Origin of the sequence: Candidatus Tisiphia endosymbiont of Metellina segmentata, from assembly GCF_964030715.1 — a bacterium.
Lineage (GTDB): Bacteria > Pseudomonadota > Alphaproteobacteria > Rickettsiales > Rickettsiaceae > Tisiphia.
Map to the genome: position 1 here is coordinate 1,286,215 of NZ_OZ034919.1, position 25,632 is coordinate 1,311,846.

General features: G+C 32.4%; 27 protein-coding genes. 20 read left to right on the forward strand and 7 right to left on the reverse strand.

Features of this window, described 5'->3' with window-relative positions; translation table 11 throughout:
* Positions 1-4: 4 nt before the first annotated feature.
* The 6 genes from AAHM80_RS06620 (at position 5) to rimM (ending at position 4,950) form a co-directional block, all read left to right on the forward strand.
* Positions 5-1,249, forward strand: coding sequence for an AmpG family muropeptide MFS transporter (locus AAHM80_RS06620; RefSeq protein WP_342259665.1), 1,245 nt, complete (start codon positions 5-7; stop codon positions 1,247-1,249).
* Positions 1,250-1,253: 4 nt separating this feature from the next.
* Positions 1,254-2,198 (forward strand): D-alanyl-D-alanine carboxypeptidase family protein, encoded by a 945-nt coding sequence (locus AAHM80_RS06625; RefSeq protein WP_342259666.1) that lies wholly within the window; start codon positions 1,254-1,256, stop codon positions 2,196-2,198.
* A 7-nt stretch (positions 2,199-2,205) separates the two neighbouring features.
* Positions 2,206-2,406: a hypothetical protein gene (locus tag AAHM80_RS06630; RefSeq protein WP_342259667.1), complete on the forward strand. Its 201-nt coding sequence runs from the start codon at positions 2,206-2,208 to the stop codon at positions 2,404-2,406.
* The gene (gene elbB / locus AAHM80_RS06635; RefSeq protein WP_342259668.1) at positions 2,382-2,960 is read left to right on the forward strand and encodes an isoprenoid biosynthesis glyoxalase ElbB; all 579 of its coding nucleotides are present in this window, start codon (positions 2,382-2,384) and stop codon (positions 2,958-2,960) included. Before AAHM80_RS06630 ends, elbB begins: the two co-directional genes overlap by 25 nt.
* A gap of 142 nt (positions 2,961-3,102) precedes the next feature.
* Positions 3,103-4,455: an MFS transporter gene (locus AAHM80_RS06640; protein ID WP_342259669.1), complete on the forward strand. Its 1,353-nt coding sequence runs from the start codon at positions 3,103-3,105 to the stop codon at positions 4,453-4,455.
* Positions 4,456-4,458: 3 nt separating this feature from the next.
* On the forward strand, positions 4,459-4,950 hold the full coding sequence (gene rimM / locus AAHM80_RS06645) for a ribosome maturation factor RimM (protein WP_342259670.1): 492 nt from the start codon (positions 4,459-4,461) through the stop codon (positions 4,948-4,950).
* 9 nt (positions 4,951-4,959) lie between these two features.
* On the opposite strand, the gene typA is transcribed toward rimM, so the two are convergent.
* The 3 genes from typA to AAHM80_RS06660 form a co-directional block, all read right to left on the reverse strand.
* Positions 4,960-6,780 carry a translational GTPase TypA gene (typA, locus tag AAHM80_RS06650; RefSeq protein WP_342259671.1) on the reverse strand — a complete coding sequence of 607 codons (1,821 nt, stop codon included), beginning with the start codon at positions 6,778-6,780 and terminating at the stop codon, positions 4,960-4,962.
* 284 nt (positions 6,781-7,064) lie between these two features.
* Entirely contained in the window at positions 7,065-7,484 is a 420-nt protein-coding gene (locus tag AAHM80_RS06655; RefSeq protein WP_341755443.1) for a type II toxin-antitoxin system VapC family toxin, read from the reverse strand.
* The gene (locus AAHM80_RS06660; protein WP_342259672.1) at positions 7,481-7,723 is read right to left on the reverse strand and encodes a type II toxin-antitoxin system Phd/YefM family antitoxin; all 243 of its coding nucleotides are present in this window, start codon (positions 7,721-7,723) and stop codon (positions 7,481-7,483) included. The genes AAHM80_RS06655 and AAHM80_RS06660 overlap by 4 nt, the downstream gene beginning before the upstream one ends.
* 201 nt (positions 7,724-7,924) lie before the next feature.
* Between AAHM80_RS06660 and AAHM80_RS06665 the strand changes: the two genes are divergently transcribed.
* The 4 genes from AAHM80_RS06665 to AAHM80_RS06680 all read left to right on the forward strand — a co-directional run bounded on the left by AAHM80_RS06665 (position 7,925) and on the right by AAHM80_RS06680 (position 9,807).
* Positions 7,925-8,071 carry a hypothetical protein gene (locus AAHM80_RS06665; RefSeq protein WP_342259673.1) on the forward strand — a complete coding sequence of 49 codons (147 nt, stop codon included), beginning with the start codon at positions 7,925-7,927 and terminating at the stop codon, positions 8,069-8,071.
* Between the two features lie 4 nt (positions 8,072-8,075).
* Positions 8,076-8,684, forward strand: coding sequence for a hypothetical protein (locus AAHM80_RS06670; protein ID WP_342259674.1), 609 nt, complete (start codon positions 8,076-8,078; stop codon positions 8,682-8,684).
* 68 nt (positions 8,685-8,752) lie between these two features.
* Positions 8,753-9,253, forward strand: coding sequence for a helix-turn-helix domain-containing protein (locus AAHM80_RS06675; protein ID WP_342259545.1), 501 nt, complete (start codon positions 8,753-8,755; stop codon positions 9,251-9,253).
* Positions 9,247-9,807, forward strand: a complete 561-nt coding sequence (locus tag AAHM80_RS06680; RefSeq protein ID WP_342259405.1) for an IS630 family transposase — start codon at positions 9,247-9,249, stop codon at positions 9,805-9,807. Before AAHM80_RS06675 ends, AAHM80_RS06680 begins: the two co-directional genes overlap by 7 nt.
* Before the next feature lie 468 nt (positions 9,808-10,275).
* Here AAHM80_RS06680 and AAHM80_RS06685 read toward each other — a convergent pair whose 3' ends face one another.
* The 3 genes from AAHM80_RS06685 to AAHM80_RS08595 all read right to left on the reverse strand — a co-directional run bounded on the left by AAHM80_RS06685 (position 10,276) and on the right by AAHM80_RS08595 (position 13,612).
* Positions 10,276-12,957: a UvrD-helicase domain-containing protein gene (locus tag AAHM80_RS06685; protein WP_342259675.1), complete on the reverse strand. Its 2,682-nt coding sequence runs from the start codon at positions 12,955-12,957 to the stop codon at positions 10,276-10,278.
* Positions 12,958-13,082: 125 nt separating this feature from the next.
* Entirely contained in the window at positions 13,083-13,232 is a 150-nt protein-coding gene (locus AAHM80_RS06690; protein ID WP_410521488.1) for a transposase, read from the reverse strand.
* 11 nt (positions 13,233-13,243) lie between these two features.
* Positions 13,244-13,612 carry a DUF4158 domain-containing protein gene (locus AAHM80_RS08595; protein ID WP_410521528.1) on the reverse strand — a complete coding sequence of 123 codons (369 nt, stop codon included), beginning with the start codon at positions 13,610-13,612 and terminating at the stop codon, positions 13,244-13,246.
* A 306-nt stretch (positions 13,613-13,918) separates the two neighbouring features.
* On the opposite strand from AAHM80_RS08595, the gene AAHM80_RS06695 reads away from it, so the two are divergent.
* The 8 genes from AAHM80_RS06695 to AAHM80_RS06730 all read left to right on the forward strand — a co-directional run bounded on the left by AAHM80_RS06695 (position 13,919) and on the right by AAHM80_RS06730 (position 22,602).
* Positions 13,919-14,419: a helix-turn-helix domain-containing protein gene (locus tag AAHM80_RS06695; protein ID WP_342259385.1), complete on the forward strand. Its 501-nt coding sequence runs from the start codon at positions 13,919-13,921 to the stop codon at positions 14,417-14,419.
* Positions 14,413-14,973, forward strand: a complete 561-nt coding sequence (locus AAHM80_RS06700; RefSeq protein WP_342259390.1) for an IS630 family transposase — start codon at positions 14,413-14,415, stop codon at positions 14,971-14,973. The genes AAHM80_RS06695 and AAHM80_RS06700 overlap by 7 nt, the downstream gene beginning before the upstream one ends.
* Positions 14,974-15,522: 549 nt before the next feature.
* Positions 15,523-16,419 (forward strand): transposase, encoded by an 897-nt coding sequence (locus tag AAHM80_RS06705; RefSeq protein ID WP_342259676.1) that lies wholly within the window; start codon positions 15,523-15,525, stop codon positions 16,417-16,419.
* Between the two features lie 357 nt (positions 16,420-16,776).
* Positions 16,777-17,646: an Rpn family recombination-promoting nuclease/putative transposase gene (locus tag AAHM80_RS06710; RefSeq protein WP_342259677.1), complete on the forward strand. Its 870-nt coding sequence runs from the start codon at positions 16,777-16,779 to the stop codon at positions 17,644-17,646.
* A 251-nt stretch (positions 17,647-17,897) separates the two neighbouring features.
* Positions 17,898-18,323, forward strand: a complete 426-nt coding sequence (locus tag AAHM80_RS06715) for a hypothetical protein (protein ID WP_342259678.1) — start codon at positions 17,898-17,900, stop codon at positions 18,321-18,323.
* Positions 18,324-18,595: 272 nt separating this feature from the next.
* Entirely contained in the window at positions 18,596-18,958 is a 363-nt protein-coding gene (locus AAHM80_RS06720; protein ID WP_342259679.1) for a hypothetical protein, read from the forward strand.
* Between the two features lie 132 nt (positions 18,959-19,090).
* Positions 19,091-19,492, forward strand: coding sequence for an IS4/IS5 family transposase (locus tag AAHM80_RS06725; RefSeq protein WP_342259680.1), 402 nt, complete (start codon positions 19,091-19,093; stop codon positions 19,490-19,492).
* Positions 19,493-19,746: 254 nt separating this feature from the next.
* On the forward strand, positions 19,747-22,602 hold the full coding sequence (locus AAHM80_RS06730; RefSeq protein WP_342259681.1) for a Sec7 domain-containing protein: 2,856 nt from the start codon (positions 19,747-19,749) through the stop codon (positions 22,600-22,602).
* Between the two features lie 139 nt (positions 22,603-22,741).
* Here AAHM80_RS06730 and AAHM80_RS06735 read toward each other — a convergent pair whose 3' ends face one another.
* Positions 22,742-24,040, reverse strand: coding sequence for an ankyrin repeat domain-containing protein (locus AAHM80_RS06735; protein ID WP_410521489.1), 1,299 nt, complete (start codon positions 24,038-24,040; stop codon positions 22,742-22,744).
* A gap of 281 nt (positions 24,041-24,321) precedes the next feature.
* On the opposite strand from AAHM80_RS06735, the gene AAHM80_RS06740 reads away from it, so the two are divergent.
* Together AAHM80_RS06740 and AAHM80_RS06745 are read left to right on the forward strand one after the other, a co-directional pair.
* Positions 24,322-24,699, forward strand: a complete 378-nt coding sequence (locus tag AAHM80_RS06740; protein ID WP_342259682.1) for an IS110 family transposase — start codon at positions 24,322-24,324, stop codon at positions 24,697-24,699.
* A complete protein-coding gene (locus AAHM80_RS06745) occupies positions 24,696-25,265 on the forward strand; it encodes a transposase (RefSeq protein ID WP_342259683.1) in 570 nt (189 codons plus the stop codon). The genes AAHM80_RS06740 and AAHM80_RS06745 overlap by 4 nt, the downstream gene beginning before the upstream one ends.
* Positions 25,266-25,632: the final 367 nt, after the last annotated feature.

The following is a 25,632-nucleotide window of genomic DNA, read 5'->3' on the forward strand; positions in this document are numbered from 1 at the left end:
ATAAATGTTATTATTAAGAATTTTAAAAGATTATAGACTATTCGAAATATTGGTTCTTGGGGCAATTAGTGGCATGCCACTAGCTATATTATTCACTAGCTTAGTTGCTTGGCTTAAAGATTCTAATATTGATATTGCAATTATTACCACTTTTGCCGTTGCAAGACTATCCTATTCGCTAAAAGTTTTTTGGTCTCCTTTGGTAGATTATTTTAATATACCATTATTAAAGAAATTTGGTCATAGAAAAAGTTGGCTGATACTTTGTACTATACTAATGTCTTTAGTACTATTCACTATGAGTACAATTTTACCTAATGAATCATTAACTTTACTATATTTTCTTACTATTTGCCTTGGTTTCTTGTCAGCAACATTTGATATTAGTGTTGATGCACTTAGGATAGATAAATTTGATCAGGAAACCCAAGCTATAGCAAGTGCTACGGCAGTATTAGGCTATAGACTTGGCATGCTGATTACTGGAGCTGGGGCTTTATATTTTGCTGAAACCACAAGTGATTGGTCAGCTACATTTGTGGCTATGAGTATAATTTTTATTGTAGCAACAATTTTTATAATTACTGTCAATGAACCTACATTATTACGAGAAAATGTTGATATTTTATCTTTATTATCACTAACAAAAATAGTAATTAACCCTTTTAAGGACTTCTTTGTTAGGAAATATGCCGTTACTATTTTACTAGCAGTAATATTCTTTAAATTAGGTGATGCTATGCTTGCTGTAGTATCTATGCCATTTTATATGGAACTTGGTTATACAAAGGGACAGATAGCACTGATTACTAAATTTTATGGTGTACTAGCTACAGTTGCTGGGTCTTTTGCTGGCGGAATAGTTGTATACCGACTTGGAAATTTTAAAGGACTGATTATAACGGGAATTATACAGAGTATCACGCATTTCGCATTTATTTGGTTAAATCATCAACCAGTAAGTTCTGAATCTCTGTTTATTGCCATTACTATAGAAAATTTTGCTTCTGCTATGGGTATGACTGCACTTGTTGGATATATTAGCATATTGTGTAATAAACAATATTCTGCATCGCAATATGCTTTACTCAGCAGTAGTAGTACTTTATTTAATAACACAGTCACCATTTATGGTGGTAGCCTAGTAAAAATGTTGGGTTGGGATAATTTTTTTATCTTAACAATAATTCTAGCCTTGCCAGGACTTATAATATTGTTCTATCTTAATAAAAAGATTTCTAAAACGTAAAATTATGTTAATACGATTATTGCTATTTTTTACTTGCGTAATAACATTCAGTACAAACCTAAATCCTGTTTATGCTGCAAAAAAGCTTGTGTCTTCGCCAACTCAGACAAGTCTTGTCGTAGATTATAATACTGGTAGGATACTGCACGATAAAAATTCTACTACTAGAATATATCCTGCTTCATTGACAAAATTAATGACCTTGTATTTGTTATTTGAAGCGTTAGAATCTGGCAGGTTATCAATGAATCAAAGATTATATGTTTCAAAAAACGCAGAGAAAATGTTGCCCTGCAAATTAGGGCTTAAAGAAAAAGAAACTATTACTGTAAAAGAAGCTATTTTCGGGCTAATTATTAGATCAGCAAACGATGTAGCTATGGTAGTAGCTGAAAATATTAAAGGTACTGAAGAAAATTTTGCTCGTTTGATGAATATTCGTGCTAAACAGCTTGGTATGAAAGATACTTATTTTAAAAACGCTTCAGGATGGCATCATCCTTATCAGAAAACTACGGCCCGAGATCTTGCTAAACTAGCTATAGGTATTAAGCGAGATTTCCCTAAATATTATGCTTTCTTCTCTAGAAACAACTTTGTTTTTAGAGGCAATATTGTACGAGGACATAATAAAGTAAATGAAACTTATGAAGGAGTTGAAGGGTTGAAAACTGGTTATACCACTCCAGCCGGCTATAACTTGATTACTGCAGCAACTAGACAAAATAAATCTTTGGTTGCTATTGTTACTGGTGGTAAATCTGCTGAGTCTAGAAATATGCAAATGGTAAAACTATTAGATACCCATTTTGACCAGCCTAGAAATAATAGGACTATGGTTGATAAATTGATAATCAAGACAACAGTACCATCAAGAACATATAGTAAGAAAACAAAATCAACTAAAGTTGCTACAAATCTTAAAGTAAAAAACAGAAAAAAACTATAGAAATATTATGAAAAATGTTGCTGTAATTATTTCAGGTTGTGGATATTTAGATGGGGCTGAAATCTTTGAAACAGTTTTTACACTATTGGAACTTGATAAGCATAATGTAAATGTAAAAATTTTTGCTCCTAATAAAAATCAACATCAGATGGGGCTGAAATCTTTGAAACAGTTTTTACACTATTGGAACTTGATAAGCATAATGTAAATGTAAAAATTTTTACTCCTAATAAAAATCAACATCATGTGATCAACCATCTAACTCAAGAAAAAATGTTAGAGGAGCGTAATATATTAGTTGAATCAGCACGCATTGCTCGTGGTAAAATTCAACCATTAAATCAAATACGTGCTGAAGACTTTGATGCTTTAATATTACCGGGTGGGTTTGGTGCTGCACTAAATTTGTCTGATATAGGACTTAAAAATGAAAATGCTACAGTACCAAAAGACTTACAGGAAATAATAGTAGGCTTCTATAATTTATCAAAACCAATTGGAGCTATATGTATTGCTCCTGCTTTACTTGCTATAGTCTTAAGAAATCATACAAAAATTAAGGTTACCCTTGGAGAATCAAATGATCTGATACATAAGCTAGGAGCAACAGGAGAAACTTGTAATGCTCAAGATATAGTCGTGGACGAAGATAATAGATTGGTTACTACTCCTGCTTTTATGTTAAATTCTCCTTTAGCACAAATACATAAAGGTATTAAGGGTTTAGTAATTAAAGTGCTGCAAATGTGTACTAATATCTGAACGATAATAGATTAAAATATATTCGTAGAAGCACTTCAAGAATGCATTTTTCTAAAGAACTTAAATTATTCTAGCCAGTTTTGGATTAAAATTAAAAATTTTAATCCAAAACTAAGGTTAAATAAGGAAGATATAGGTCAATATGAATAGATTAATACAAGCAGATGGGGTATCTCAAACTTGTCTAACTAGAGAACAAAAAGAGGCTGTCGGATTACTTTCAATCGGTACATTTCTAGAGTATTTTGATCTGATGCTCTATATACATATGGCTGTAATTCTTAATGAGCTTTTTTTCCCGAAATATGATCCCCATGCAGCACAATTACTTTCAGCCTTTACTTTTTGTACCACATATTTATTAAGACCTATTGGGGCGTTAATTTTTGGATGGATTGGTGATACTATAGGACGTAAAGTAACTGTTATTATTACCACTTTTATGATGGCATTTTCTTGTATTATTATTGCTAGTTTGCCAGCTTATGCTGAAATAGGTATTACTGCTGCTGTGGTTGTATCAATATGTCGTATTATGCAAGGTATGAGTTCCATGGGAGAAAGGATAGGGGCAGAATTATATTTGACTGAAACTATAAAACGTCCTCAACAATATATGTCTGTAGCATTAATAAGTTTTTTTGCTGTATTAGGGGCAACCTTTGCTTTGGGCGTTGCATTTATTTCTACCTCTTACAACTTCAATTGGCGTTATGCTTTTTGGTTTGGTGCATTGGTTGCGTTAGTCGGTTCATTAGCTAGAACAACTCTACGAGAAACACCAGAATTTGCTGACGCAAAACGACGAATGAAAATGATTTTTGCAGATATTAATGAGAATTCTAGTATATTGGAAAAGAATCCTATTTGGACAGAAAAAGTTAATAAAGCAACAACTTTATCTTTGTTTTTAATATTTTGTGCTTGGCCAGTATGTTTTTATTTAACATTTATTCATTGCGGAGAGATTCTTAGAAATAATTTTGGTTATACGGCTGAACAAGTTATCTATCAAAATTTCTTTGTTTCAATAGTAGAAATGTTAGGGAATTTATCATTGATATATTTAGGTTATTACGTGTACCCCCTAATGATTTTAAAAATTAGAATGGTAATTTTTTGGGTTCTTATTCTAGTTTGCCTATACTTATTGAGTCATGCTAGAACACCTTTTGATATTTTTCTGTTCCAAGCATTTATTATATTGATTATACCTGGTTTAACACCAGCCCATTCAATTTTATTTACATATTTCCCTGTTTTTAAACGCTTCACATATGTTAGTTTTTTATATGCTATATCTAATACTATTATGTATATTATCACATCTTTTGGGTTTATTTATTTAACAAAATATTTAGGTAATTATGGATTGCTGATTATTATAATTCCAGTCATGATAGGATATAGCTTTGGCATATTTCATTTTGAAAAATTAGAGAAAGCAGCTGGAAACTATCCAAAAAAGAAAAAATGGTTTCTCTTAATGAATTAGGTGGTGTCTATTAAAAAAGATTTAATTTTTGTTGGTGTAGTATCATCAGCACACGGAATGCAGGGTAATGTTTACGTCAAATCTTTTACTATGCCAAATACTAATATCATTAAAATGAATTTGGTGGATGAATTAGGAAAAAAAATTATCCTTAAACTCATTAGTCAAAATTCTAAAGGTGATATAATATGTAGATTTAACAAAATTAATAATAGGACATTAGCTGAAGAGTTAAAGGGATGTAAGCTTTTTTGTCATAGGCGTGATTTCCCTTCATTAAGTGAAGATGAATTTTATATTGAAGACTTAAGAGGCTTACTGGTACTAGATACCAATTTGGTGGCTATAGGAAAGATTACAAATGTTTTTAATTTTAAAGCAGGTGATATCATTGAAATCGAGTTTGTCAGCAATAAAAAAGTAGAACTATTTCCTTTTAACAAGCAATTTTTCCCAGTAGTGACGAAAGAGCATGCTATTTTAGCAAAGATTTGACTATAGCAATTAGTCCTCGTTACGTCGGTCTGATCTCTTTCGGTCATTAGGGTTTAATACTGCCTTACGAAGCCGGATTGATTTAGGAGTAACTTCTACTCTTTCATCATTTTGGATATAGCTGATAGATTGTTCTAATGTCATAATGACTGGTGGGATAAGACGCATAGCTTCATCTTTGCCAGAAGCTCTGACATTTGATAATTGTTTGGCTTTCAGAGGATTTACCTCTAGGTCATTATCCCGATTATGTTCGCCTATAATCATTCCCTGGTATACTAGTTCATTAGGGTTTATAAACATTTTTCCACGCTCTTCAAGATTCCATAGAGCATAAGCAACAGATTCACCATCCCCATTAGAAATTAATACTCCATTACGTCTTCCTTCAATAACCCCTTTATATGGACCATAACTATGAAAAATACGGTTCATAACACCTGTACCTCGAGTTTCGGTTAGAAACTGACCGTGGTAACCAATAAGACCGCGTGATGGACCTAAGAATGTGACTCTAGTTTTACCGCCACCAGATGGACGCATATCAGTCATTTCTGCTTTACGTATTGCCAAGGATTTAACAACAACTCCAACAAAATCATCATCAACATCAACTTGGATTTCTTCAATTGGTTCTAATCTTTTTCCCTGTTCATCCTCTTTGAATAATACACGTGGTCTGCTGATTGATAGTTCAAAACCTTCACGTCGCATAGTTTCAATTAATATTCCTAATTGTAACTCACCACGACCTGCAACTTGAAAAGCATCTTTTTCTTCAGTTTGACTGACATGTATTGCCACATTACTTTCGATCTCTCTCATCAATCTATCACCTAAAACTCGTGATGTAAGCTTTGATCCTTCCCGTCCAGCAAGAGGAGAATCATTTACTCCAAAGGTCATAGATAATGTTGGGGGATCTATAGGTAAGGAAGGGAGTGCTAGCATTATTTCAGGGTCACAGATAGTATCAGCTACCGTAGCGTTTTGGATTCCAGCAATAGCAATGATATCCCCTGCATATGCTACATCGACAGCTACACGTTCCAATCCTCGGAATGATAGTATTTTACTTATTCTAGCATTTTCAATTACCATATTATCGCGATTAAGTACTTTAACATTTTGGTTGATCTTAACCGTACCGCTCTGCACTAGACCGGTAAATACACGACCAAAATATGAGTTATATTCTCTAGTAGTAACAAGCATAGAAAAGGGAAGACTGCTATCAGAAACAGGAGCAGGTACATGAGATACTATCAAATCAAAAAGAGGAGAAAGGTCTTTTTGCTCATCTTCTAGATGACGCGATGCCCAACCGCTACGTCCCGAAGCGTAGATAATTGGGAAGTCTAGTTGTTCATTAGTTGCTTCTAATGCCATAAATAATTCAAATACTTCATCAACTACTTCACTTACTCTTCTATCAGGACGGTCGATTTTATTGATAACAACAATTGGTTTCAAACCAAGTTTTAGAGCTTTTGACAACACAAATTTTGTCTGAGGCATTGTACCTTCAGAAGAATCAACTAGTAATACAACTCCATCTACCATAGTAAGAATGCGTTCTACCTCACCACCAAAATCAGCGTGACCAGGAGTATCAACTATATTGATACGGATATTTTTCCACATAAGGGAGGTACATTTAGCTAAAATAGTTATACCACGTTCGCGTTCAAGGTCATTTGAATCCATAGCACGTTCTGCTACCGCTTGGTTTTCTCGGAAAGTCCCACTTTGTTTAAGCATATTATCAACTAGAGTAGTTTTACCATGATCAACGTGGGCGATAATGGCAATATTGCGAATAGCAAACATCAAAAACCTTTAATATATTTTTTAATTGGCGATTATATAGTATAATAGATCAAAATGGAATAGAGTTCTTACATTATAATATCACAGAGAAAATAGCCCGGCGTCATTGCGAGACCACGTGAGTGGTCGCGACAATCTATTCTTAGTGACTTTTATTGCTTCGTCGACCTACGACCTTCCTCGCAATGATGGCATGGACTCCGTCCAAACCCATCAATGGACTTCGTCCATATATGACGTCGGGCTGTTGCTCTTGGACTTTTAAATGCCATGCGTAAGGTGAGTTAAATTATAGACTCTATATTTGCTATCTTACAGCTATTAGCCAAATTATTATCTAGAGTAGCAATGCTTGCTTCAAGGCGTAGGGATAATTCAAGGTAAGAAGCATCATAAGACGTTAGACCATATTTAGCTGCAATCCTTGCTATTATATGTAGAGATTCAGGGCTAGAACAAAATTTATCAATATTAATTGGAAGGCTATTTAAGAGGTGTAAATACTCTTCATAATTACTTTTAATAATACGCTGTTTTTTTAAGGATGATATAAGCACGTTGTTACATTCTAAAAAAAAGACAGCAGGGGCAAATATATTATATACTTTGTTAGAAATCTGATGGTAAATGTTATCGACCTTAAGCTGCTGTTCATCCGGTAAAATCGATGACATGATGAAAGAACAATCTACTACTAAATTCATTTTCTACCAAGATTTTTCATTTTAATAACATCATCTGTAGAGCCAAGAGGACTACGTTTTTTAAGTTCAGCAAGTTTTTTAAATAGATCATCAAATCGTTGGGAATAATATTTAGCTACAGGTATAACAAAAGCTACCTCTTTTCCTCTGTTTGTTATGCATAATTCTTCACCTGCTTCTACTTCTTTTATTAGCTCCGTTAAGTGAGTTTTTGTTTTAAACATACCAACTATTCTCATAAATCCTCTTTAATAAACTAGTTAATTTAACTAGTTTATTATATTTTAATAAGCAATGCAATATGCTAATCACAGTGATTAATCTATTTCATTTTACTTAAATAATCTTAATAATTTATTGCAAAAATTCTAAAATTAATTTATTAAGTTCTGAGTTTTTGGGTTCAAGAAGAATAAAAAATAAATATAAGAGAACAACAGATGTCAAAATTAAAACAGGCAAGATTAAGCTTACCCCCTTTAGATTTTAGCACACCAAAAGATAAACAGATACTGAATACTCCAAATTCTGATCAACTAAAAGTTGAACAGCAAAAGGATTTTTTGGAAAAAAAAAACTCAATCTGATAAGATGTTATTATGTATTGATTGGGATGGAACAATAGTAAAAGACTCCCTACACAATGATCTTAATGTTACTCTCAATTATCAGGATTGTGTAGATCGATTTCTAGCAGATGAAACAAAAAATTGGAAAAATAAAGAGCTATTAGTAGAATTGTTACAAAAAGCATTAACTATAGGATGTCATATAGCTATTGTATCTTTTGGCTCATATCCTGATTGGATCAAATACGCTCTTGAGCAACTTTTAGGATCGACTCTATCGAAAGAAATTTATGTAGTGTCGCATCCTCGTAGAAATGACTATGAAGGCAAACAGGAGCATATAGAGGAAGCCCAGAGGCATTTTGGTGTTTCTGAGAATAAGAAGGTTGTTTTAATAGATGATGACCCAAATAATGTAGATATCGCAAAGAAAAATGGTATGCAGGGGGTATATGTTACCAAAGAGGGTATTGGGTATTTAAATGAGGCTTTTGAGATAGTTACAACACAAGAACAAAAAGAAAATCAAATACAGACTAACTTTGATCAGCCAACAGAGAGTAAATTAGAACTGTTAGATGAAGTTCTTCCTTCCCTAGGAGATTTAGACTACTCTTATGACACATTATAGGGATTATACCAATTGCAATAATTAACGCAGTGGTGTAAAATGGGTTTTTAACTGATAAAGGTACTCAAATGGCTAGGTTAATATTACCGCAAGGTTTTCATGGTCATGATTTTATAAAAATGATGAAACATGAGCCGCATGGTCGAAATCGTATACGTTTATTGGCGATGTATTACCTTCAATTAGGCAAATCTTTTAAAGCCATATCTGAAATAGTGAAGTCACACTGGAAAACTGTGCAATCATGGCTCAGAAGATTTAGGAATCATGGTTTTGAAGGATTATTTGAATCACAAAGAAGCGGTGCCCCTAGGAAGATTAACACTATACAAGAGTCTACTCTTTTTGATAAAATCAATACGCTCAGTGAAAGTAAAACTGGTGGGTATATAACTGGAAAGGAGCTACATATCATGTTACTTGAGGAATATGGTGCTAAATGTACTTTAAAAACAGTCTACAATACTATGCACCGCCTTGGTTTTAGCTGGATTACTTCTCGTTCAATGCATCCAAAGTCAAATCAAGAGACTCAAAATACATATAAAAAAACTTCCCAGACATGCTAACAGAATTATTACCAAAAAATATCGATAGATGTAAAGTTGATATATGGTCTCAGGATGAAACTCGAGTTGGGCAACAAGGTAGCTTAACTCGTATATGGGCTAAGCGTGGCACTAGACCCCGTAAAGTTCGGCAACAGCAATTCATTTCAACATATATTTATGGAGCTGCTTGCCATGATACAGGAGAAGCTTTTGCATTAATTTTACCATATGCAAATACACAGGCAATGAATAAATTCTTAGAAGACCTTTCTCGCAGTATTCAAGGCAACCGACATATAGCTTTACTAACGGATAATGCAGGTTGGCACACAGCCAAAAAACTAACTGTGCCAAGCAATATCACTTTGATACCGCTTCCGCCCTATGCACCGGAACTTAATGCAATGGAACAAGTTTGGGCATGGATCAAAAATCATTTCTTGTCTAACCAATGTTATGGTGTATATGAAGATATCGTCACTATGGCTTGTTACGCTTGGAATCAATTTGCTCATAATGTAGATTTAGTAAAATCAATTATGTATAGAGACTGGATAAATACACCGTGTTAATTATTGCAATTGGTATAATAATTTACGCATAATAGCAACAATAATAATCTATAGAAGTCAAGATTTGATCTTAGTGCACCACGAAGTGTAGATAAACTAGCTGTTGAAAGAACAGTCTTAGAAGTGTTGACCTAGCACACTAAGTATTGAGCCTTGGGCAGAAATTGGCAACAATTATGCTAAGCGTAGGCAGAGATATTACAGGCCGTAGTGATTGAGCCACGTTAAAAATGTTATATGAGATCGCAGACTTTGTTAAGATAAAGGAATGCAACATTATCTATAGCGACTTCCAGTCTAGATATCAACCCACCAGCTTCAGCTGGTTGTTATTGAGTTTTTTTGTCTATTTAATCTAGAGTTGTGTAACTCTCATACAAAAATCTTTTGTTACAGCACTATAGCTCATATTTGGAATTGCTGCTCATTTGATGTTCAAATTTGAGGGAAGATTTAATATATAAGCACCTAATACAAATCTTCCCAATTATCGTTAAGTTTTATCTGTAATTCTTTATTAAGACTATATACCCCTAGTTGTACTCTAGTAAATAAACGCTTGTTATAGGGATAATTACTATTTACCTCATTGCGAGCAAGTATAGATCGTATATATTCTTGGTATTTGCGTCGTTTAGGTAAAATACTTTCCGGAAAATTCTTTAGCATATTACTAATACTACCGGCTTTGAACACTATCCGTTGTTCATCATCCTTGACATGCGTGATATTCCTTGCTTTTGTTAGCAAAAGATAGAGGAAAAAATACTCAGATTTATACGATTCAATCTTAACTAGCTTATTATTTATTTTTACTATAATCGAATCCGGTTTTAAATATTCATAAATACTTGGGAAAAGTCCTGTGCAATATTTTATATCATCTGTTGCCCTAGCAATTCCAATCATAAAGGCATTGCGACGGTTATTGTCAATTAAATCTACTGACGCCCCTAAAGAAATCAAGGTTTCAACAGACAGCTTTTTGCCAATATATGTAGCAGCCATTAAAGGAGTAAAATTGAACTGATTTCTATAATCAATACCAAATTGATCAATTTTTTGCAACATAGCACTAGTATTTTTATAAGTATAATCACTAAAATATTCATCCTGCATTAACGCAACACATTTAGCAATATTATTCGCAGCTTTTATTCCCATATCTTGCAGTTTTCTTATTATTGCAGAATCAGAATATATTATTGCATAATTAAGCAGTTTAATTATATCCTTTTTATTAGCAGTTTTTTGTTCTAATACAGCATTTTGCAATTGAATTAATTCTTGTATATCAATAATTTTCCACGGAATTACTTTATGTTGCAATATGTTATCTTCAATGGCTTTTGCCTGCTCTTCCTTACCTTGTATTATTAATTTATTCGCTTCCTTTTGCCACTCCTCTCTAGAAGATTCCTTGGCTTCAATATTGACTTCCTTAATTTGATTAATATCTAATAGCCATAAGAACTTATGACTGGGATTAGACTCTATTATATAAACATTACAAATAGACCTAGTAATTGCAACATACAGCGAGTTTATATAAAATTTGTATATTTCAAGGGACTTATCTGTTTTCTCTTTTATCCTAGAATATTTAAAATCTGAGTCAAGAAATGACCTATCCATATCCTTGCTAATAGTAGTATAACCTTGTTCGGAGGATATAAAATTGTAGAGAATTATATTATCATATTCTAATCCTTTCGCTTCTTGTACGGTGAATATAAGTGGGGTATTAAAAAACTCTCTTGCTTGTTGCTTGTAATGATCATGTAACACTAAAATAGCGTAACTTGTAGACCTAGATGTTCGTGCATTTACTTCTTTTATAATATTTGAGGTAGCTTCTAGGCAACTAACACTACCATGATTTTCAGAGGTGCTTTCTATCAGATAATGACTCTCTTTATCTATTGAGCCAAAACGATAATTCTTAAAGCGGAGTACGCGATTAGCCAGTTCAGTGACTTCTAAGGTATTACGATAATTGCTTGCTAGAATCCTAGTGATATTATGAGTACTTAAATCTGCATCATTATAAAAAAATGATTTTAATTTAGACCAAGAAAAAAAATTAGGATGGACTATTTGATTAGCGTCTCCACATAACAGAAATTGCCTTTTATCTTTTAAACTTTTTAATACTAAAGATAATTGGCTATTAGTAAAATCCTGAACTTCATCAACAAGAATTGCGTCATAAGTAGACTCAACTAAATTAGTATATTTATAAGCAATAATATTACTGTCATAATAGTTTTCTTTATCTAAAAACTCAGTGTATTTTTGGAAAAGATCATAGATTTCATTCCGTTGCTCGAGTGAAAATATCGATTGCTTGACTCCCAAATTGAGGTAGTCTTCTTTGGTAAGATAAGCTTTATCGACAGAAGAACCCGCTATTACCCCCATAAATTCTTCAAATATCTTACGCCCGTCCCCTATATATCTAGCAAGATTTTGCTTTTTAAACCATAGCAAAAATATATTTTCATTAACTTGCCTTCCTTTAGGAATCTCTATAGTTTCTAGAAATTCTTTAAAAGATAAGAAATCAAGTTGTTGTTTATCATTACTGTAGTTGCAAGAAAAATATAATTTTTGTGAGTAATGTACTAGATAGCTAGATAGACTTATATACAAGATTCTTCCTTCAAGTCTTTTAAGCTTTTCTAAAGTCACGGAAGTTTTCCCGCTACCCGCAGAGCCAATAACCAGTAAAGGCAAGATACAATGCAATATATCTTCTTGCTGCTTATCAAAGATAATAAACTTATTTAACAAGTGAACAGACGAAGTACTAGTAGGAGTACCACTCAATAACTCAGTGTTATTTATTGCAAGTGGCTTAAAGTCTATATCTTCCTCAATTATTTCTCCGCCTTTTAAAAATCTCGATTTATCGTAATCATGATTCCGAATTATTTCTAAAATAAGTAAGCAATATTGATTTTTATGTTTTATAGGCTTGAACAATACTCGGTTAGTTATATCCAGTTTAGCTCTAAAATAATCAGTAGGTTTTAGCTTTTTAACCTCTGCCGATTTAAAATCACCTTCCTGTAAAAATTTAATCACCTTGTCAAATTTTATTTCAAGACCACTATAATCTAAATCATTATAATAAAGTATAGTGTACACTAGTTATTCTCAAATTGGTTGTATAGATAAGTTAGAGAATAAGCTAAAAACAACCAAGAATAAACACTCAATAACAACCAGCTGAAGCTGGTGGGTTGATATCTAGACTGGAAGTCGCTATTACTCTAAAGAGATATTACTAACGCCTGTGCAATTATCTCTCTGATCCTAACTCTTAAGTTACCCTGTAGTACTTTGTATCGATATTTAGTGATCCAAACAACATGAAAGCAATGGTAAAATACAGTGTGGCTAGTATTGTTATAATCTGTCATATATTACAATATCATATATTCAAGTTATAGTGAATTGAAATATTAGAACAAGGACTGAAGTCTTTCCCAGCTGAAGCTGGGGGTTTTAACAATCTTGCTGTAGTATGATTTATAGATGCGACAGAACCATTTTTGTCATCAAAATAATGGTATATAATAAACTGCAAGTCCTCTTGTGGAATATCTTCCCATGAGAGTTGAAAAAATATCTTTTTTGCTTTAAAATAGCCAAGTTGTAATGCATAAAAAACATTAATATGGGTGTGTAGACTGCTTGTAATATTTACAATCTCACTTTCAGAAAAACTAAAATATTCTCTTCGTTGGGGGTCTTTGCAGGAAGGTACGAAATTTCTCGCAAATGGTCTATAGAGCTTTATTTATGCCGTTTACAGAAGATGAATTGATTGTTAATTGATGAGTTGCTGAAGCCTTGAAACCCTTTTAGATCAAGGGATACAGCCTTAAGGCAATTTTCATATGAACTTTTTCTGTGTCTAAATTAGTACCAAATACGTATATTTGTATCAGTCAAGTTTTTTTAATTTCCTCTACTGATTTTTTTATATTGTTTCATTTGTAGTATCAATTATATCTGAAGATTACATACTGATTGAGCTATAATACCAATTGCAATAATTAACGCAGTGGTGTAAAATGGGTTTTTACCTGATAAAGGTACTCAAATGGCTAGGTTAATATTACCGCAAGGTTTTCATGGTCATGATTTTATAAAAATGATGAAACATGAGCCGCATGGTCGAAATCGTATACGTTTATTGGCGATGTATTACCTTCAATTAGGCAAATCTTTTAAAGCCATATCTGAAATAGTGAAGTCACACTGGAAAACTGTGCAATCATGGCTCAGAAGATTTAGGAATCATGGTTTTGAAGGATTATTTGAATCACAAAGAAGCGGTGCCCCTAGGAAGATTAACACTATACAAGAGTCTGCTCTTTTTGATAAAATCAATACGCTCAGTGAAAGTAAAACTGGTGGGTATATAACTGGAAAGGAGCTACATATCATGTTACTTGAGGAATATGGTGCTAAATGTACTTTAAAAACAGTCTACAATACTATGCACCGCCTTGGTTTTAGCTGGATTACTTCTCGTTCAATGCATCCAAAGTCAAATCAAGAGACTCAAAATACATATAAAAAAACTTCCCAGACATGCTAACAGAATTATTATCAAAAAATATCGATAGATGTAAAGTTGATATATGGTCTCAGGATGAAACTCGAGTTGGGCAACAAGGTAGCTTAACTCGTATATGGGCTAAGCGTGGCACTAGACCCCGTAAAGTTCGGCAACAGCAATTCATTTCAACATATATTTATGGAGCTGCTTGCCATGATACAGGAGAAGCTTTTGCATTAATTTTACCATATGCAAATACACAGGCAATGAATAAATTCTTAGAAGACCTTTCTCGCAGTATTCAAGGCAACCGACATATAGCTTTACTAACGGATAATGCAGGTTGGCACACAGCCAAAAAACTAACTGTGCCAAGCAATATCACTTTGATACCGCTTCCGCCCTATGCACCGGAACTTAATGCAATGGAACAAGTTTGGGAATGGATCAAAAATCATTTCTTGTCTAACCAATGTTATGGTGTATATGAAGATATCGTCACTATGGCTTGTTACGCTTGGAATCAATTTGCTCATAATGTAGATTTAGTAAAATCAATTATGTATAGAGACTGGATAAATACACCGTGTTAATTATTGCAATTGGTATTACATATTGTCTTTGGAGTAATTAAAAATAATTCTATCTTTAATCCTTGTCTCTTAAGACAGTATCAGAACCTAATTCTATACCAATATTTATTACTAATACTGATATTATTTTAGTGATTTATATGAAAAACTCTACTGTTTTAATATTTTCTCTACGAAAAGTTTATTTTGGATACTAGATACTTCAAGCCTTCTAGCTCATATTTGGAATTGCTGGCTACACCTAGTTTAACTCTTTCTTTATATGGCATTTTTCCAGCTTCTAAATATTAGATCCTTACAATTATAATTCAAAAAATAAATTCTTGAAATTATTATTTCCTACCCTTCCGAACAAAGCCGCAAAGATACTGATTGAAAATACATACACGCCAAACTAGATAACATAATATCTGCTATACTATTACTACTATTTAATGCCAATTAAGAGCTAAAACAGGCAATAATGAAACAGTGATAGTAGAAGGAAGTTGATTAAAGACAACCCATAATATATAGATACTGTATTTTTGGAAAACAAGAGTATAAATTATGGATTGGCAAGAAGAATTAATATCACTTTATATGGAAATTAGCAAAATATATCAGCAAAAATTAACAGGATATTGTTGTAGAATGTCAAATTATGCAAATTTAGAATTTTCAGATGAAGAAATTATAACAATTTATATGTTTGGAATTATGAGCAAAAATTATAAAATTAAGGATATATATAATTACACCAATCGTCATTTGCAAAACTGGTTTCCCAAGTTGCCAAGCTATACAGCCTTTGTTCAGAGGTTGAATAAATTGGCTGATGCATTTATTGCAATTACTAAGATTTTGCATGAACAAATTTCGGTACATGAAAGTCAAAAAACATGCCAATTGATCGATTCTATGCCGGTAATTTTAGCACATCGTGGGAGAAGATTTAATGCAAAAGTAGCTCTAGAAATTGCCACAGCTAATGGTTATTGTGCAACTAAAAAACTACATTATTATGGTGTTAAGTTGCATATTTTAGCTGGCTATAAGCAAGGTTCTCTGCCTGTTCCAAGTTATGTTGGATTAACAGAAGCAGGTATGGCTGACTTGAAAGCGTACGAATGTATATTACCCGTTTTGCAGGATCAGAAAATTAATATTTTTGCAGATAAAGCCTATCAAACCCAAGATAAAGAGGAACTTAAAACTGGTAATTTAACTCTATATACACCAGTAAAAAAGAAAAAAGGGCAAGAGCTTATCGATGCAGCTGACCAACTATTTTCAACCACAGTTTCAAGAATACGTCAACCAATAGAATCCCTGTTTAACTGGCTTGAAGAGAAAACGAAAATCCAAATAGCCAGTAAAGTTAGGTCGTATAATGGACTAATGGTTCATGTGTTTGGAAAATTATCCTCGGCTTTCTTTTTGCTATCTCAAAAATTTAGCTCTTAATTGGCATTTAACACCCCTTCTATCTTCTATACTAGCAAATTTATTTGCAATCATACTTCTGATTGAACTAAAACTTAAATGTTTCTTTGAATGCATAACTTGATACCAATATAATATTGATATTATCTTAGATAATTTATCCAAATTTGACTACTTTTTTAATTATTCCTCTACGAAAAACTTATTCCATATCCTTGTACTTACCATCCTTCTATGACATATTTGGAATCGCTGTACTAAAGGTAATATAAAAATTGAATATGCTTGTGTTAAGTTTAATATTCTAGTAATTTGGCTAGCTTTATGTTATAATAACTAACGTGTAGGAACTGTAACAACTCTCAATAATTACTATTTATGGCTATTACTAAATTTCTAGATCCTAAAAATGATGTGGCATTTCGCCGTATATTTGGTTCAGAGAAGAATAAAGACATTCTGGTTCATTTTATTAATGATGTACTAGAGCTTAAAAATGGTGATAGAATTAAAGAAGTAACATTTTTGCCCACTATCCAAATACCGGAGATTGCTGCTAAAAAGCAGAGCGTAGTTGATGTGTTATGTAAAGATGAAAATGGAGTGCAGCTTATTATCGAGATGCAAGTATCTCCACAAGAAGGTTTTGAGAAGAGAGCTCAGTATTATGCGGCTAAAGCCTACTCACGGCAGTTAAATAAAGGCAAGGAAGAAGGAGCTAGATATATAGATTTAAAATCGGTAATATTTATTGCTATCAGTGATAATATTATATTTAAAGACAAAGTATTTTATAAATCTGATCATATTATTTTGGATAAAGATAGCTATGCCCATGATTTAAAGGATTTTTCCTTTACTTTTATCGAGCTACCAAAGTTTAAAATTACTGATATAAATTTACTGACTAATATAATTGAGAAATGGTGCTATTTCTTCAAACATGCAGATGAGACTAGTGAATCAGACTTACGTAAATTAATAGGTTCTGACAACGTCATAGAGAGAGCATATGAGGAACTAAACCAATTTAATTGGACAGAAGAAGAATTGCTGACTTATGAGCAAGAGACTAAACGTAGTATGGATAATAAAGCAGCAGAAGCCTACCTGATTCAAACTGCTGAAGCTAGAGGTGAAGCTAGATTAGTAAGGATGCTGTTACAGAATGGTAATTCTGTGGAGTCAATTGCTAAGATGACAGGTTTGTCTATTAATGAAATTAACGGATTGCTTAAAATGCAATAATTGAGTTGTAGAGGCTTTGTTCGGAAGGGTACAATCTTTCTTAATTTAGATGTGTGATTCATATATCTTATTACAACAGGAATGTAAGATAAAATGGTATCTAAATTATTATTAGTAAATATTGCATTTTTTTAAAGAACAAATATTTAAATATTACTACTAAAAATTGTGATTTTTCTACCCTTCTGAACAAAGCCTTATAATTAACATAAATAGTGATTTATATAATTTTAGCACTAGACAAAAAATATATGGATGATATTTTAAGTAGAAAATTACTCAAAACAATTAATGAAATTATTATGACAAACAATTATATATTTACTCCTCGTATGAATTTGGTGTTTAAGGAAATCTTCGATGTTAAAGAAGAAAATAATAAACTGCTTGGATTCCTTGATGTGATTGTATCTAAGGCACAAGAAGACCGAGTAATAGATGTTTCCTTAAAGAACTTTCTAAATGATAAGCTTTCTATTCTAACTACTGGTAAAGATGGCAAGGATAAAGGATCTCATACTGGAATCCTAATGAAAGAGTTGAATGTTCTTGATGCTAAGCATTTTACTCCTGAGGAAAGCAAGCAGTATGAAAATTATCTATATGAAAGGTATCAAGTACAAAAGAATACAAAACTGTTCGTGCAACATGCTGGTGGACCTCTTGTAGAAGAATAGAAGTGCTTTGTTCGGAAGGGTGAGAAATAACAATTTCAAGTATTTGTTTTTTGAATTATAATTGCAAGGATCTAATATTTAGCAGCGATTCCGGATAGTATCGAATCAATTCTAGTAAATGATCGATACTTGTGCGGCGATTCCAAATATGTCATAGAAGGATGGTAAGTACAAGGATATGGAATAAGTTTTTCGTAGAGGAATAGTTAAAAAAGTAGTCAAACTTGGATAAATTATCTAAGATAATATCGATATTATATTGGTATCAAGTTATGCATTCAAAGAAACATTTAAGTTTTAGTGCAATCAGAAGTATGATTGCAGATAAATTTGCTGGTATAGAAGATAGAAGGGGTGTAAATAGTAGTAATAGTATAGCAGATATTATGTTATCTGGTTTGGCGTGTATGTATTTTCAATCAGTATCTTTGCTAGAATTTCAAAGGCGTATGGAAAGGAAGGAACAACGTAATAATCTGCGTAGCATGTTTACAGTACAATCGCTTCCTAGCGATCAGGGGATAAGGAACGTAATAGACCAAGTAGATAGTGACGTAACGTTTAGACCTATTTTCAAAGAATTATTTAGTAAATTACAACGAGGGAAGCATCTAGAACAATCAAGAGATTTTTGACAAGATTTAGAAAGGATCATGATAAATTAGGAATAATAATCAATGCTGATGCCTTATATGCAACAACTCCAGTGACAGAACCATGTACATGCGATTGAAATTATAGATTATGAAAGTTCGGATATTGAAAGCTTGGATAAACTAATACCTGAGGAAGTAGAGATTAAAAAGCTAATTGCTGATTGTGGATATTATAGTATTGTTGGTACTCAACGCCTGAATGACCAAGGCATTACTCCGGTGATGCCACCACCGAAGCAGCATGCTGTAGTTCATGAACACAATGCTACAGAATGGCATAATAAAATAGTGCAATATATTAAAAATAAAGGTAGTGTTTATGCATTTCACAAAAAATATGGTTATGGCAAAAGGCTATTGGTTGAATCCCAAATTTCTCGTATTAAAAGATGTATTGGTTCATCATTACTAATTCAAACAACAGACTCACAACAATTAAAAGGGATAACTATCGCAAATATTATTAATCAGTGGAATGCATTTGGTAGCTGTGTTTCTGTAAAAATTAGATAATTCTGTCTAAATTAAGAAAAGATTATACCCTTCTGAACAAAGCCATTTGACGATGCCGTTTTCTATACCAAGGTTCAAAACCTTTTAAAAATCTATAGACAAAATAAAATAATGTGTCAAAATCTATATTCATTGGGTATCCTTTTTTGCAAAAAAAACGAATACTTCAATACTATCAACCATACAGCATTCTTCTTAAACATAGTTGGGTTATATTAGGATACTGCTAAAGTAGTAATAACGAAAGAGGATATGTGTCAAAAAATAATAAGTTAAGTAATAGTCACTATGAAAGCACTAACTCTATTGACTCTGGCTATGAAAGTGATACACAAGATAGAATACACAACGAGAATTTACAAAAAGTTTTAGAAAATTTTATTACTTCATTTAGAACTGGTATGCACTATATGAAAGGTTATATCAGTGATGAATTAATTAAAATAGCAGCAAATAATAATGGGATTATTGATATCAATAATCCTCAATTTAAAGAAGCATGTAAAACTCTTTTAGAAGCTGATCCTACTGTAAATTCAGGAGCTTACAGTGTATCAGCTGAAGTGAAAGGAATAGAAGAAAAAATAGATAAGGTAATTATAGGTAAACCACCTGAACAAATGGGAATTAATGAGAGTTATTTTGCTGAATTTAGGCAAGAACTACAGAATTATAAAGAGTCAATGCACAAACAACTATCTAGTAATGAGGGAATAAACCAACTAATAGATCAAAGATTAATTAACAATAATATATTTCGACACTTGAATCTTTATGAACTCGGGAATGATAATCAACCTCAAGCCTTAATGCCACAAGACAAAATTATCTTTCTATCTAAGATTACTTCTTATATTCAGAATATACCTCAGGAATTAAGACGAGAAATAATATTTTCTATTAAATCAGGAAAAAATCCTACTCTAGATAATCTAATAAATGATGCTGTTATTTCTGCCTTTGCTACATATGGTGATGAGACAAAAACATGGGGTATGTTAGATAAGCAAAAAATTACAGAAGAAAATATTAAAAATTTTTCAGAGTGCATAAACCAGATTATTAAAACTGAAAATACTAAACTAGTAACACAGAAGTTTTTTGATGAGGCTATTCAAAACATCAAGTTAAATAACAAAGATATCATAATAACACCGAGTCAAAAAGAAAAGATTTACAAGAAATTATCTCCTGAATTAATAGCCCTGAATCCAGATCAATTTACTGATACTCCAAAGCAACTAATATCTGAAATAGCGAATAAGATAATTACTATGCACAAGGGTATAGAAGCTATAGCTGCGGAAAAAATATTAATAATCAGACAATTTAATATCAAACCTAAATCTGGGATAGATATATTACAACAAGTTTGTGAAAAACACGGTTTAAACATATCTAAAGAATTATCTAATTTATTTATTGAAGAAAAAAATCAACTTAATTTAGAATATATTGGAGATTATCTTGGCACTGCAGGTCAAGTTAATACAAATACTTTAAAATCTTTTGTAGAGCAACTGGATTTTAAAGAAAAACCTTTTATTGCTGCATTGCGTGAATATCTTAAAGCTTTTAAACTACCAGGAGAAGCTCAGAAAATAGATAGATTAGTAGAAGTATTTGGTCAAAAATATTGTAATGATAATCAAAAGCACGATATATATGGTCAGGATGCTGCTTATCTTCTAGCATTCCAAGCTATTATACTAAATAGTGATTTACATAACCCTAGTGTTAAAACTAAAATGACTTTAGAACAGTTAAAGAAAAACTTAAACGGCACTAATAATGGTCATAACTTTCCTGCTCATCTTTTGGAAGAAATATATAAAGACATAAAAGAAAATCCTTTTGAATTGAATTTTGTTGAAACTGTCCCTGGCTATACTTTTAAAAGTAATAATTTAAATAACGATCCTACTTTTATAGAGATAAATAATATTCTAAGTAACAATAAAGCTGTAGGAAATTTTATAAGAAATTTAATAGAAGTTAAGATTGATCAACCGAAAACTTGGCTATCTGATATTATAGGGTATCAGGGCAATATCACTGTCAAAAATCAAGAGGGTGCTAAAGCAACTATGCAACTATATAAACCTAATGTTTTCTCTTATTGGTTTTTAGGAGAAAAATCTAAAGTAATTATTCAACCAGGTCATAAGAAGGATCAATTAGATAATAAAAATATAGAACTTGCAGCTCAGTTAGCCGCTGAGTTTAGAACAGTTAAAGTAACAGAGAAAGATATTGGAGCAGGATATGATTATTTAATAGAAGATTTATATAAAGCTTATAAGATCGCTAAGGGTAAAGAAGAAGGAAAATTTCCTACCATCTTAGATAGTGTAAATAATGAATTGTCTAAAGTGATCATGCCTCCATTAAAGCCTATTGCTGGTAAAGAAGACTTCCAACTTCAGCATGTTCAGAATTTGAAAAGGAGTAATGCTGGATTAGATGCACAAGATTCTCTTATGACAGCTATTAGGGAAGGAGTGAATCTAAAAAAGGTAAGAGACCGAAATTTATCTGATGTTTCATATAATTCTCAAACAGGGAATACATTTATTGATGAGTTACAAAAGCGTCTTAAAGCAAGAAGCGAAAAATTAGGTGAAGGACAAGTTGCTGTAGGTCCAGCTAAGAAATACTCTGAAGAGGCAAAATTATTTGAACAAGCAAGTAAAGAAGAAGCAGAACGTCAGGCAAGGATTGAAAAATCAGAAAATGTAAGGGTAGCTGCGGCTTTAGCAGCAGCAGGAAAAGCTGAAAATCTAGAGATAAAACCTAAGTCTACACCTCTTAATCTTAAATCTGAGGGAATTCCACCACCACCACCACCACCTCCTCCTCCGCTTCCTATATTTCAGTTAAATAATGTTGATGTGAAACCTCGTCCAATTGGGGTAAAACAAAATCAGCAAAATAAAGGCACGCAGCGATTTAATATTGATCAAGAAGCGATAAAAAATATTAAGAGTAGACTAAAGTCATCGAATGCACTAAATGTTTCTTCTAAAAAAGAAGAAGTGTCACCACAAGTTGATTTTAGAGGTGTTCTTAAAAAGAAATTAAATAGAAATAAGCCAGTAGGAAGAGGATAAAGGGTTCGCATCTATAAATCATGCTACACCAAGATTGTTAGAACTAAGGTTTTGGACATTATGATGCCATCAACATAGCAAAATTCTCAAAAGTGGCCCCTGGTTACACGTTCCGTAACACCGGGTCTATTAGGGTTAGCTATAGACTATCCCCGACAAGAACAACAGTAGAAAAATTAGGATCAGAAAAATCCACTGGTCTAGGAGGTGGAAGGTAATCATAAATACTACTATCATTGCCCCCTACAGTAGGACTACTCACTTCTACAGTGCTACTATTCCCCTCTTTTATAGTATTACTACTTCCATCCTGTATACTTTTAGGATGATACCCACCTAAATATTGGATAGTATTATGAAAATAGTCTGATAAAAATTCACTAAGCGGTCTACATTCCTTTGAAGATAGCATTACACATACTTTCTTAGCGTTATCTTCATCTATGATGACGGGTTTACCCATAAATTCAATTAAATTAGATTCAGGATTTTGATAATTATAATAAGAGCCATCATTACTTGTTGCTTCATTCTTGTGTTGCTTTTTATTTAATAAATAACATGCTACCACACCCCCAAAAGTAATAACACTAGCTACCCCAGCAGCAAGATAATAATACAAAGAAGTTAATGCATCATTGTCTTGATTTTGTGAATCTTTGACAAATGTTTTATTATAGGTATCTATACTATCTGTAACTGTAGTAAACTCTATATCTGACTCTTCTAGATATTTATCAGTAGTACTATCAACATGCTCATCTTGTTCATTGATATCAGCAGCTTTATCTATAAGCAATTCAGCACTATCAGTATGTTTTTCACTTATTGCAATGTCTAAAGGAGTATTACCATGCTCATCCTGTGCATTGATATCAGCCCCTTTATCTATAAGCAATTTAATAATATCGTTTTGTCCAAACCTAGCTGCATCGTGTAAAGGACTATTACCATAACCATCCTGCACATTGATATCAGCACCTTTATCTATAAGCAATTCAGCACTATCAGCATATCCTTTTCTTATTGCAACGTGTAAGGGAGTATTACCATAATTATCCTGTGCATTGACATTAGCACCTTCCTTAACAAGGAATTTAACATTATCAACAAGTTTTTGTCTTATTGCATAATGTAAAGGAGTACTACCATACTCATCCTCTGCATTGATATCAGCACCTGCATTAACAAGAAATTCTATAACACTTACTGCTGCATTTTGCTGAGCTGCAATATGTAAAACGGAAAAACCTTCTTTATTTTTTATTGTTACATCAGCACCTTCCTCAACAAGAAATTTTATACCCTCTAAATTACCTGTCAGTGCTACTATAAGTAAAGGAGTATCGCCGTTATCACTTTTAATATCTATATCAACACCTTGCTCAAGAAGAAACTCCATAATATCAAGGTAACCATAATAAGCTGCTGCATGCAAAGGATTATAGGAGTTAGGTATATTGTCTATTAATCGATGGATTATCTTCTGAGCTTCGTACCCACGATAAGGTCGGGATTTAATGTATTCTATTAAAGTCGGAGGTTCTTATATCTTAAGAATGTGTTATAAGTAATTAAAGAGGGTGACTTGAATAGACCTTGACTAAAATAGTCGCTAAGAGAATAAGTACCCTCTTTTTGGTAGTTTACCTTGAACAAATTGCAGAAGGTGGTCTTAAAAAGAGCAGCCTTGCACAATAAGAAGAAGGAGATTATATCATGAATAAAATAATAGGTCTAGACGTAAGTAAAAACTGGCTTGATATATGTGTATATAATACAAGAGATAAACCTAAATATCATCGTTTTGCCAATGATGCAGCTGGTCATGAAGAGATGATTAAATTAGCAAAAGAGCAAGAGATTAAGCTAATAATATGTGAACCTACTGGAGGATACGAAGCTGAGATTTGTCAAAAGCTGGATAATAATAACCAACAAATACATAAGGTCAATACATATAGTTTTAATTCTTTTAGTAAATCGGTGAATTTGTGTAAAACTGATAGGAAGGATGCATTTAAATTAGCATATTATGCGGATAAGATGCAGCTTTCAGCGAATTATATATATCAAGTTGAATCACAGAGACTTTGAAGAGATGTCAACAAAGACGAGAAGATTTAGTATTAATGCTTAGCAATGAAAAGAAAAGACTACATCATAGCATTGATGGTATTGATAAAGAGAGTATAGAAAAGCTCATTAAATTTTTACAGAATGAAATAGCTGAGCTTGATAAAAAGTTAAACAAAACAATAGATGAGTCAGAAGAGTTAAAAGAGAAGGTAAAAATATTAGAGACTGTACCTGGTATTGGTAAATGTTTAGCTACAAAACTAATTAGTTTTGTACCTGAATTAGGGGATAAAAATTATAGTAGCAATGAATTGTCATCAATTGTTGGTATAGCTCCATATGCTCGTGATAGTGGTAATAAGCAAGGACGAAGATTTATTCGAGGAGGCAGGAAAATACCTAGAGATGCTTTATACATGGCAGTATTAGCTGGTAAGAATGGTTTCCAATATTTAAAAATTTTATATGATAGGCTTGTTAATAATTTTAAACCTAAGAAAGTTGCGATAGTTGCTTGTATGCGTAAGTTACTTGAAGTGTGCCATAAACTTATTCAACAAAAACGTGTTTTTGTTATTAAATAATATTTATCTATTTTTATAAAATTTAGATAAAAGATAATTGCTATAATCGTACTGTCACCATAATTGTTTTTTTTCCCAAATCGCTTAATACTATCATTAAGTACATTAAGTGATGTATCTATATAATCAGTAGAATTTGTATTAACATAAGCCTTGGGAATACTTAACGTATTTGTTACATTACTATTATGAACACCAACGCTATTAATACTTAATCCGGTATTAGTCATATCTCCTCCCATGAGATTAATTAAAAAAATCTATCTATTTTTTTAGGTTATCTGATACATCCCAAGTGTAAATACCCACTTAATTAAGGTGGGCATTATTGGTAATGTAAAATGTATATGCTCAAATAATTTGAAGA

Coding starts and splice junctions, on each gene's coding strand:
- AAHM80_RS06620 (WP_342259665.1), top strand. CDS start 5: ATGTTATTATTAAGAATTTTAAAAGATTATAGACTATTCGAAATATTG.
- AAHM80_RS06625 (WP_342259666.1), top strand. CDS start 1,254: ATGTTAATACGATTATTGCTATTTTTTACTTGCGTAATAACATTCAGT.
- AAHM80_RS06630 (WP_342259667.1), top strand. CDS start 2,206: ATGAAAAATGTTGCTGTAATTATTTCAGGTTGTGGATATTTAGATGGG.
- AAHM80_RS06640 (WP_342259669.1), top strand. CDS start 3,103: ATGAATAGATTAATACAAGCAGATGGGGTATCTCAAACTTGTCTAACT.
- typA (WP_342259671.1), bottom strand. CDS start 6,780: ATGTTTGCTATTCGCAATATTGCCATTATCGCCCACGTTGATCATGGT.
- AAHM80_RS06655 (WP_341755443.1), bottom strand. CDS start 7,484: ATGAATTTAGTAGTAGATTGTTCTTTCATCATGTCATCGATTTTACCG.
- AAHM80_RS06660 (WP_342259672.1), bottom strand. CDS start 7,723: ATGAGAATAGTTGGTATGTTTAAAACAAAAACTCACTTAACGGAGCTA.
- AAHM80_RS06665 (WP_342259673.1), top strand. CDS start 7,925: ATGTCAAAATTAAAACAGGCAAGATTAAGCTTACCCCCTTTAGATTTT.
- AAHM80_RS06670 (WP_342259674.1), top strand. CDS start 8,076: ATGTTATTATGTATTGATTGGGATGGAACAATAGTAAAAGACTCCCTA.
- AAHM80_RS06675 (WP_342259545.1), top strand. CDS start 8,753: ATGGCTAGGTTAATATTACCGCAAGGTTTTCATGGTCATGATTTTATA.
- AAHM80_RS06680 (WP_342259405.1), top strand. CDS start 9,247: ATGCTAACAGAATTATTACCAAAAAATATCGATAGATGTAAAGTTGAT.
- AAHM80_RS06690 (WP_410521488.1), bottom strand. CDS start 13,232: ATGACAGATTATAACAATACTAGCCACACTGTATTTTACCATTGCTTT.
- AAHM80_RS06695 (WP_342259385.1), top strand. CDS start 13,919: ATGGCTAGGTTAATATTACCGCAAGGTTTTCATGGTCATGATTTTATA.
- AAHM80_RS06700 (WP_342259390.1), top strand. CDS start 14,413: ATGCTAACAGAATTATTATCAAAAAATATCGATAGATGTAAAGTTGAT.
- AAHM80_RS06705 (WP_342259676.1), top strand. CDS start 15,523: ATGGATTGGCAAGAAGAATTAATATCACTTTATATGGAAATTAGCAAA.
- AAHM80_RS06710 (WP_342259677.1), top strand. CDS start 16,777: ATGGCTATTACTAAATTTCTAGATCCTAAAAATGATGTGGCATTTCGC.
- AAHM80_RS06715 (WP_342259678.1), top strand. CDS start 17,898: ATGGATGATATTTTAAGTAGAAAATTACTCAAAACAATTAATGAAATT.
- AAHM80_RS06720 (WP_342259679.1), top strand. CDS start 18,596: ATGCATTCAAAGAAACATTTAAGTTTTAGTGCAATCAGAAGTATGATT.
- AAHM80_RS06740 (WP_342259682.1), top strand. CDS start 24,322: ATGAATAAAATAATAGGTCTAGACGTAAGTAAAAACTGGCTTGATATA.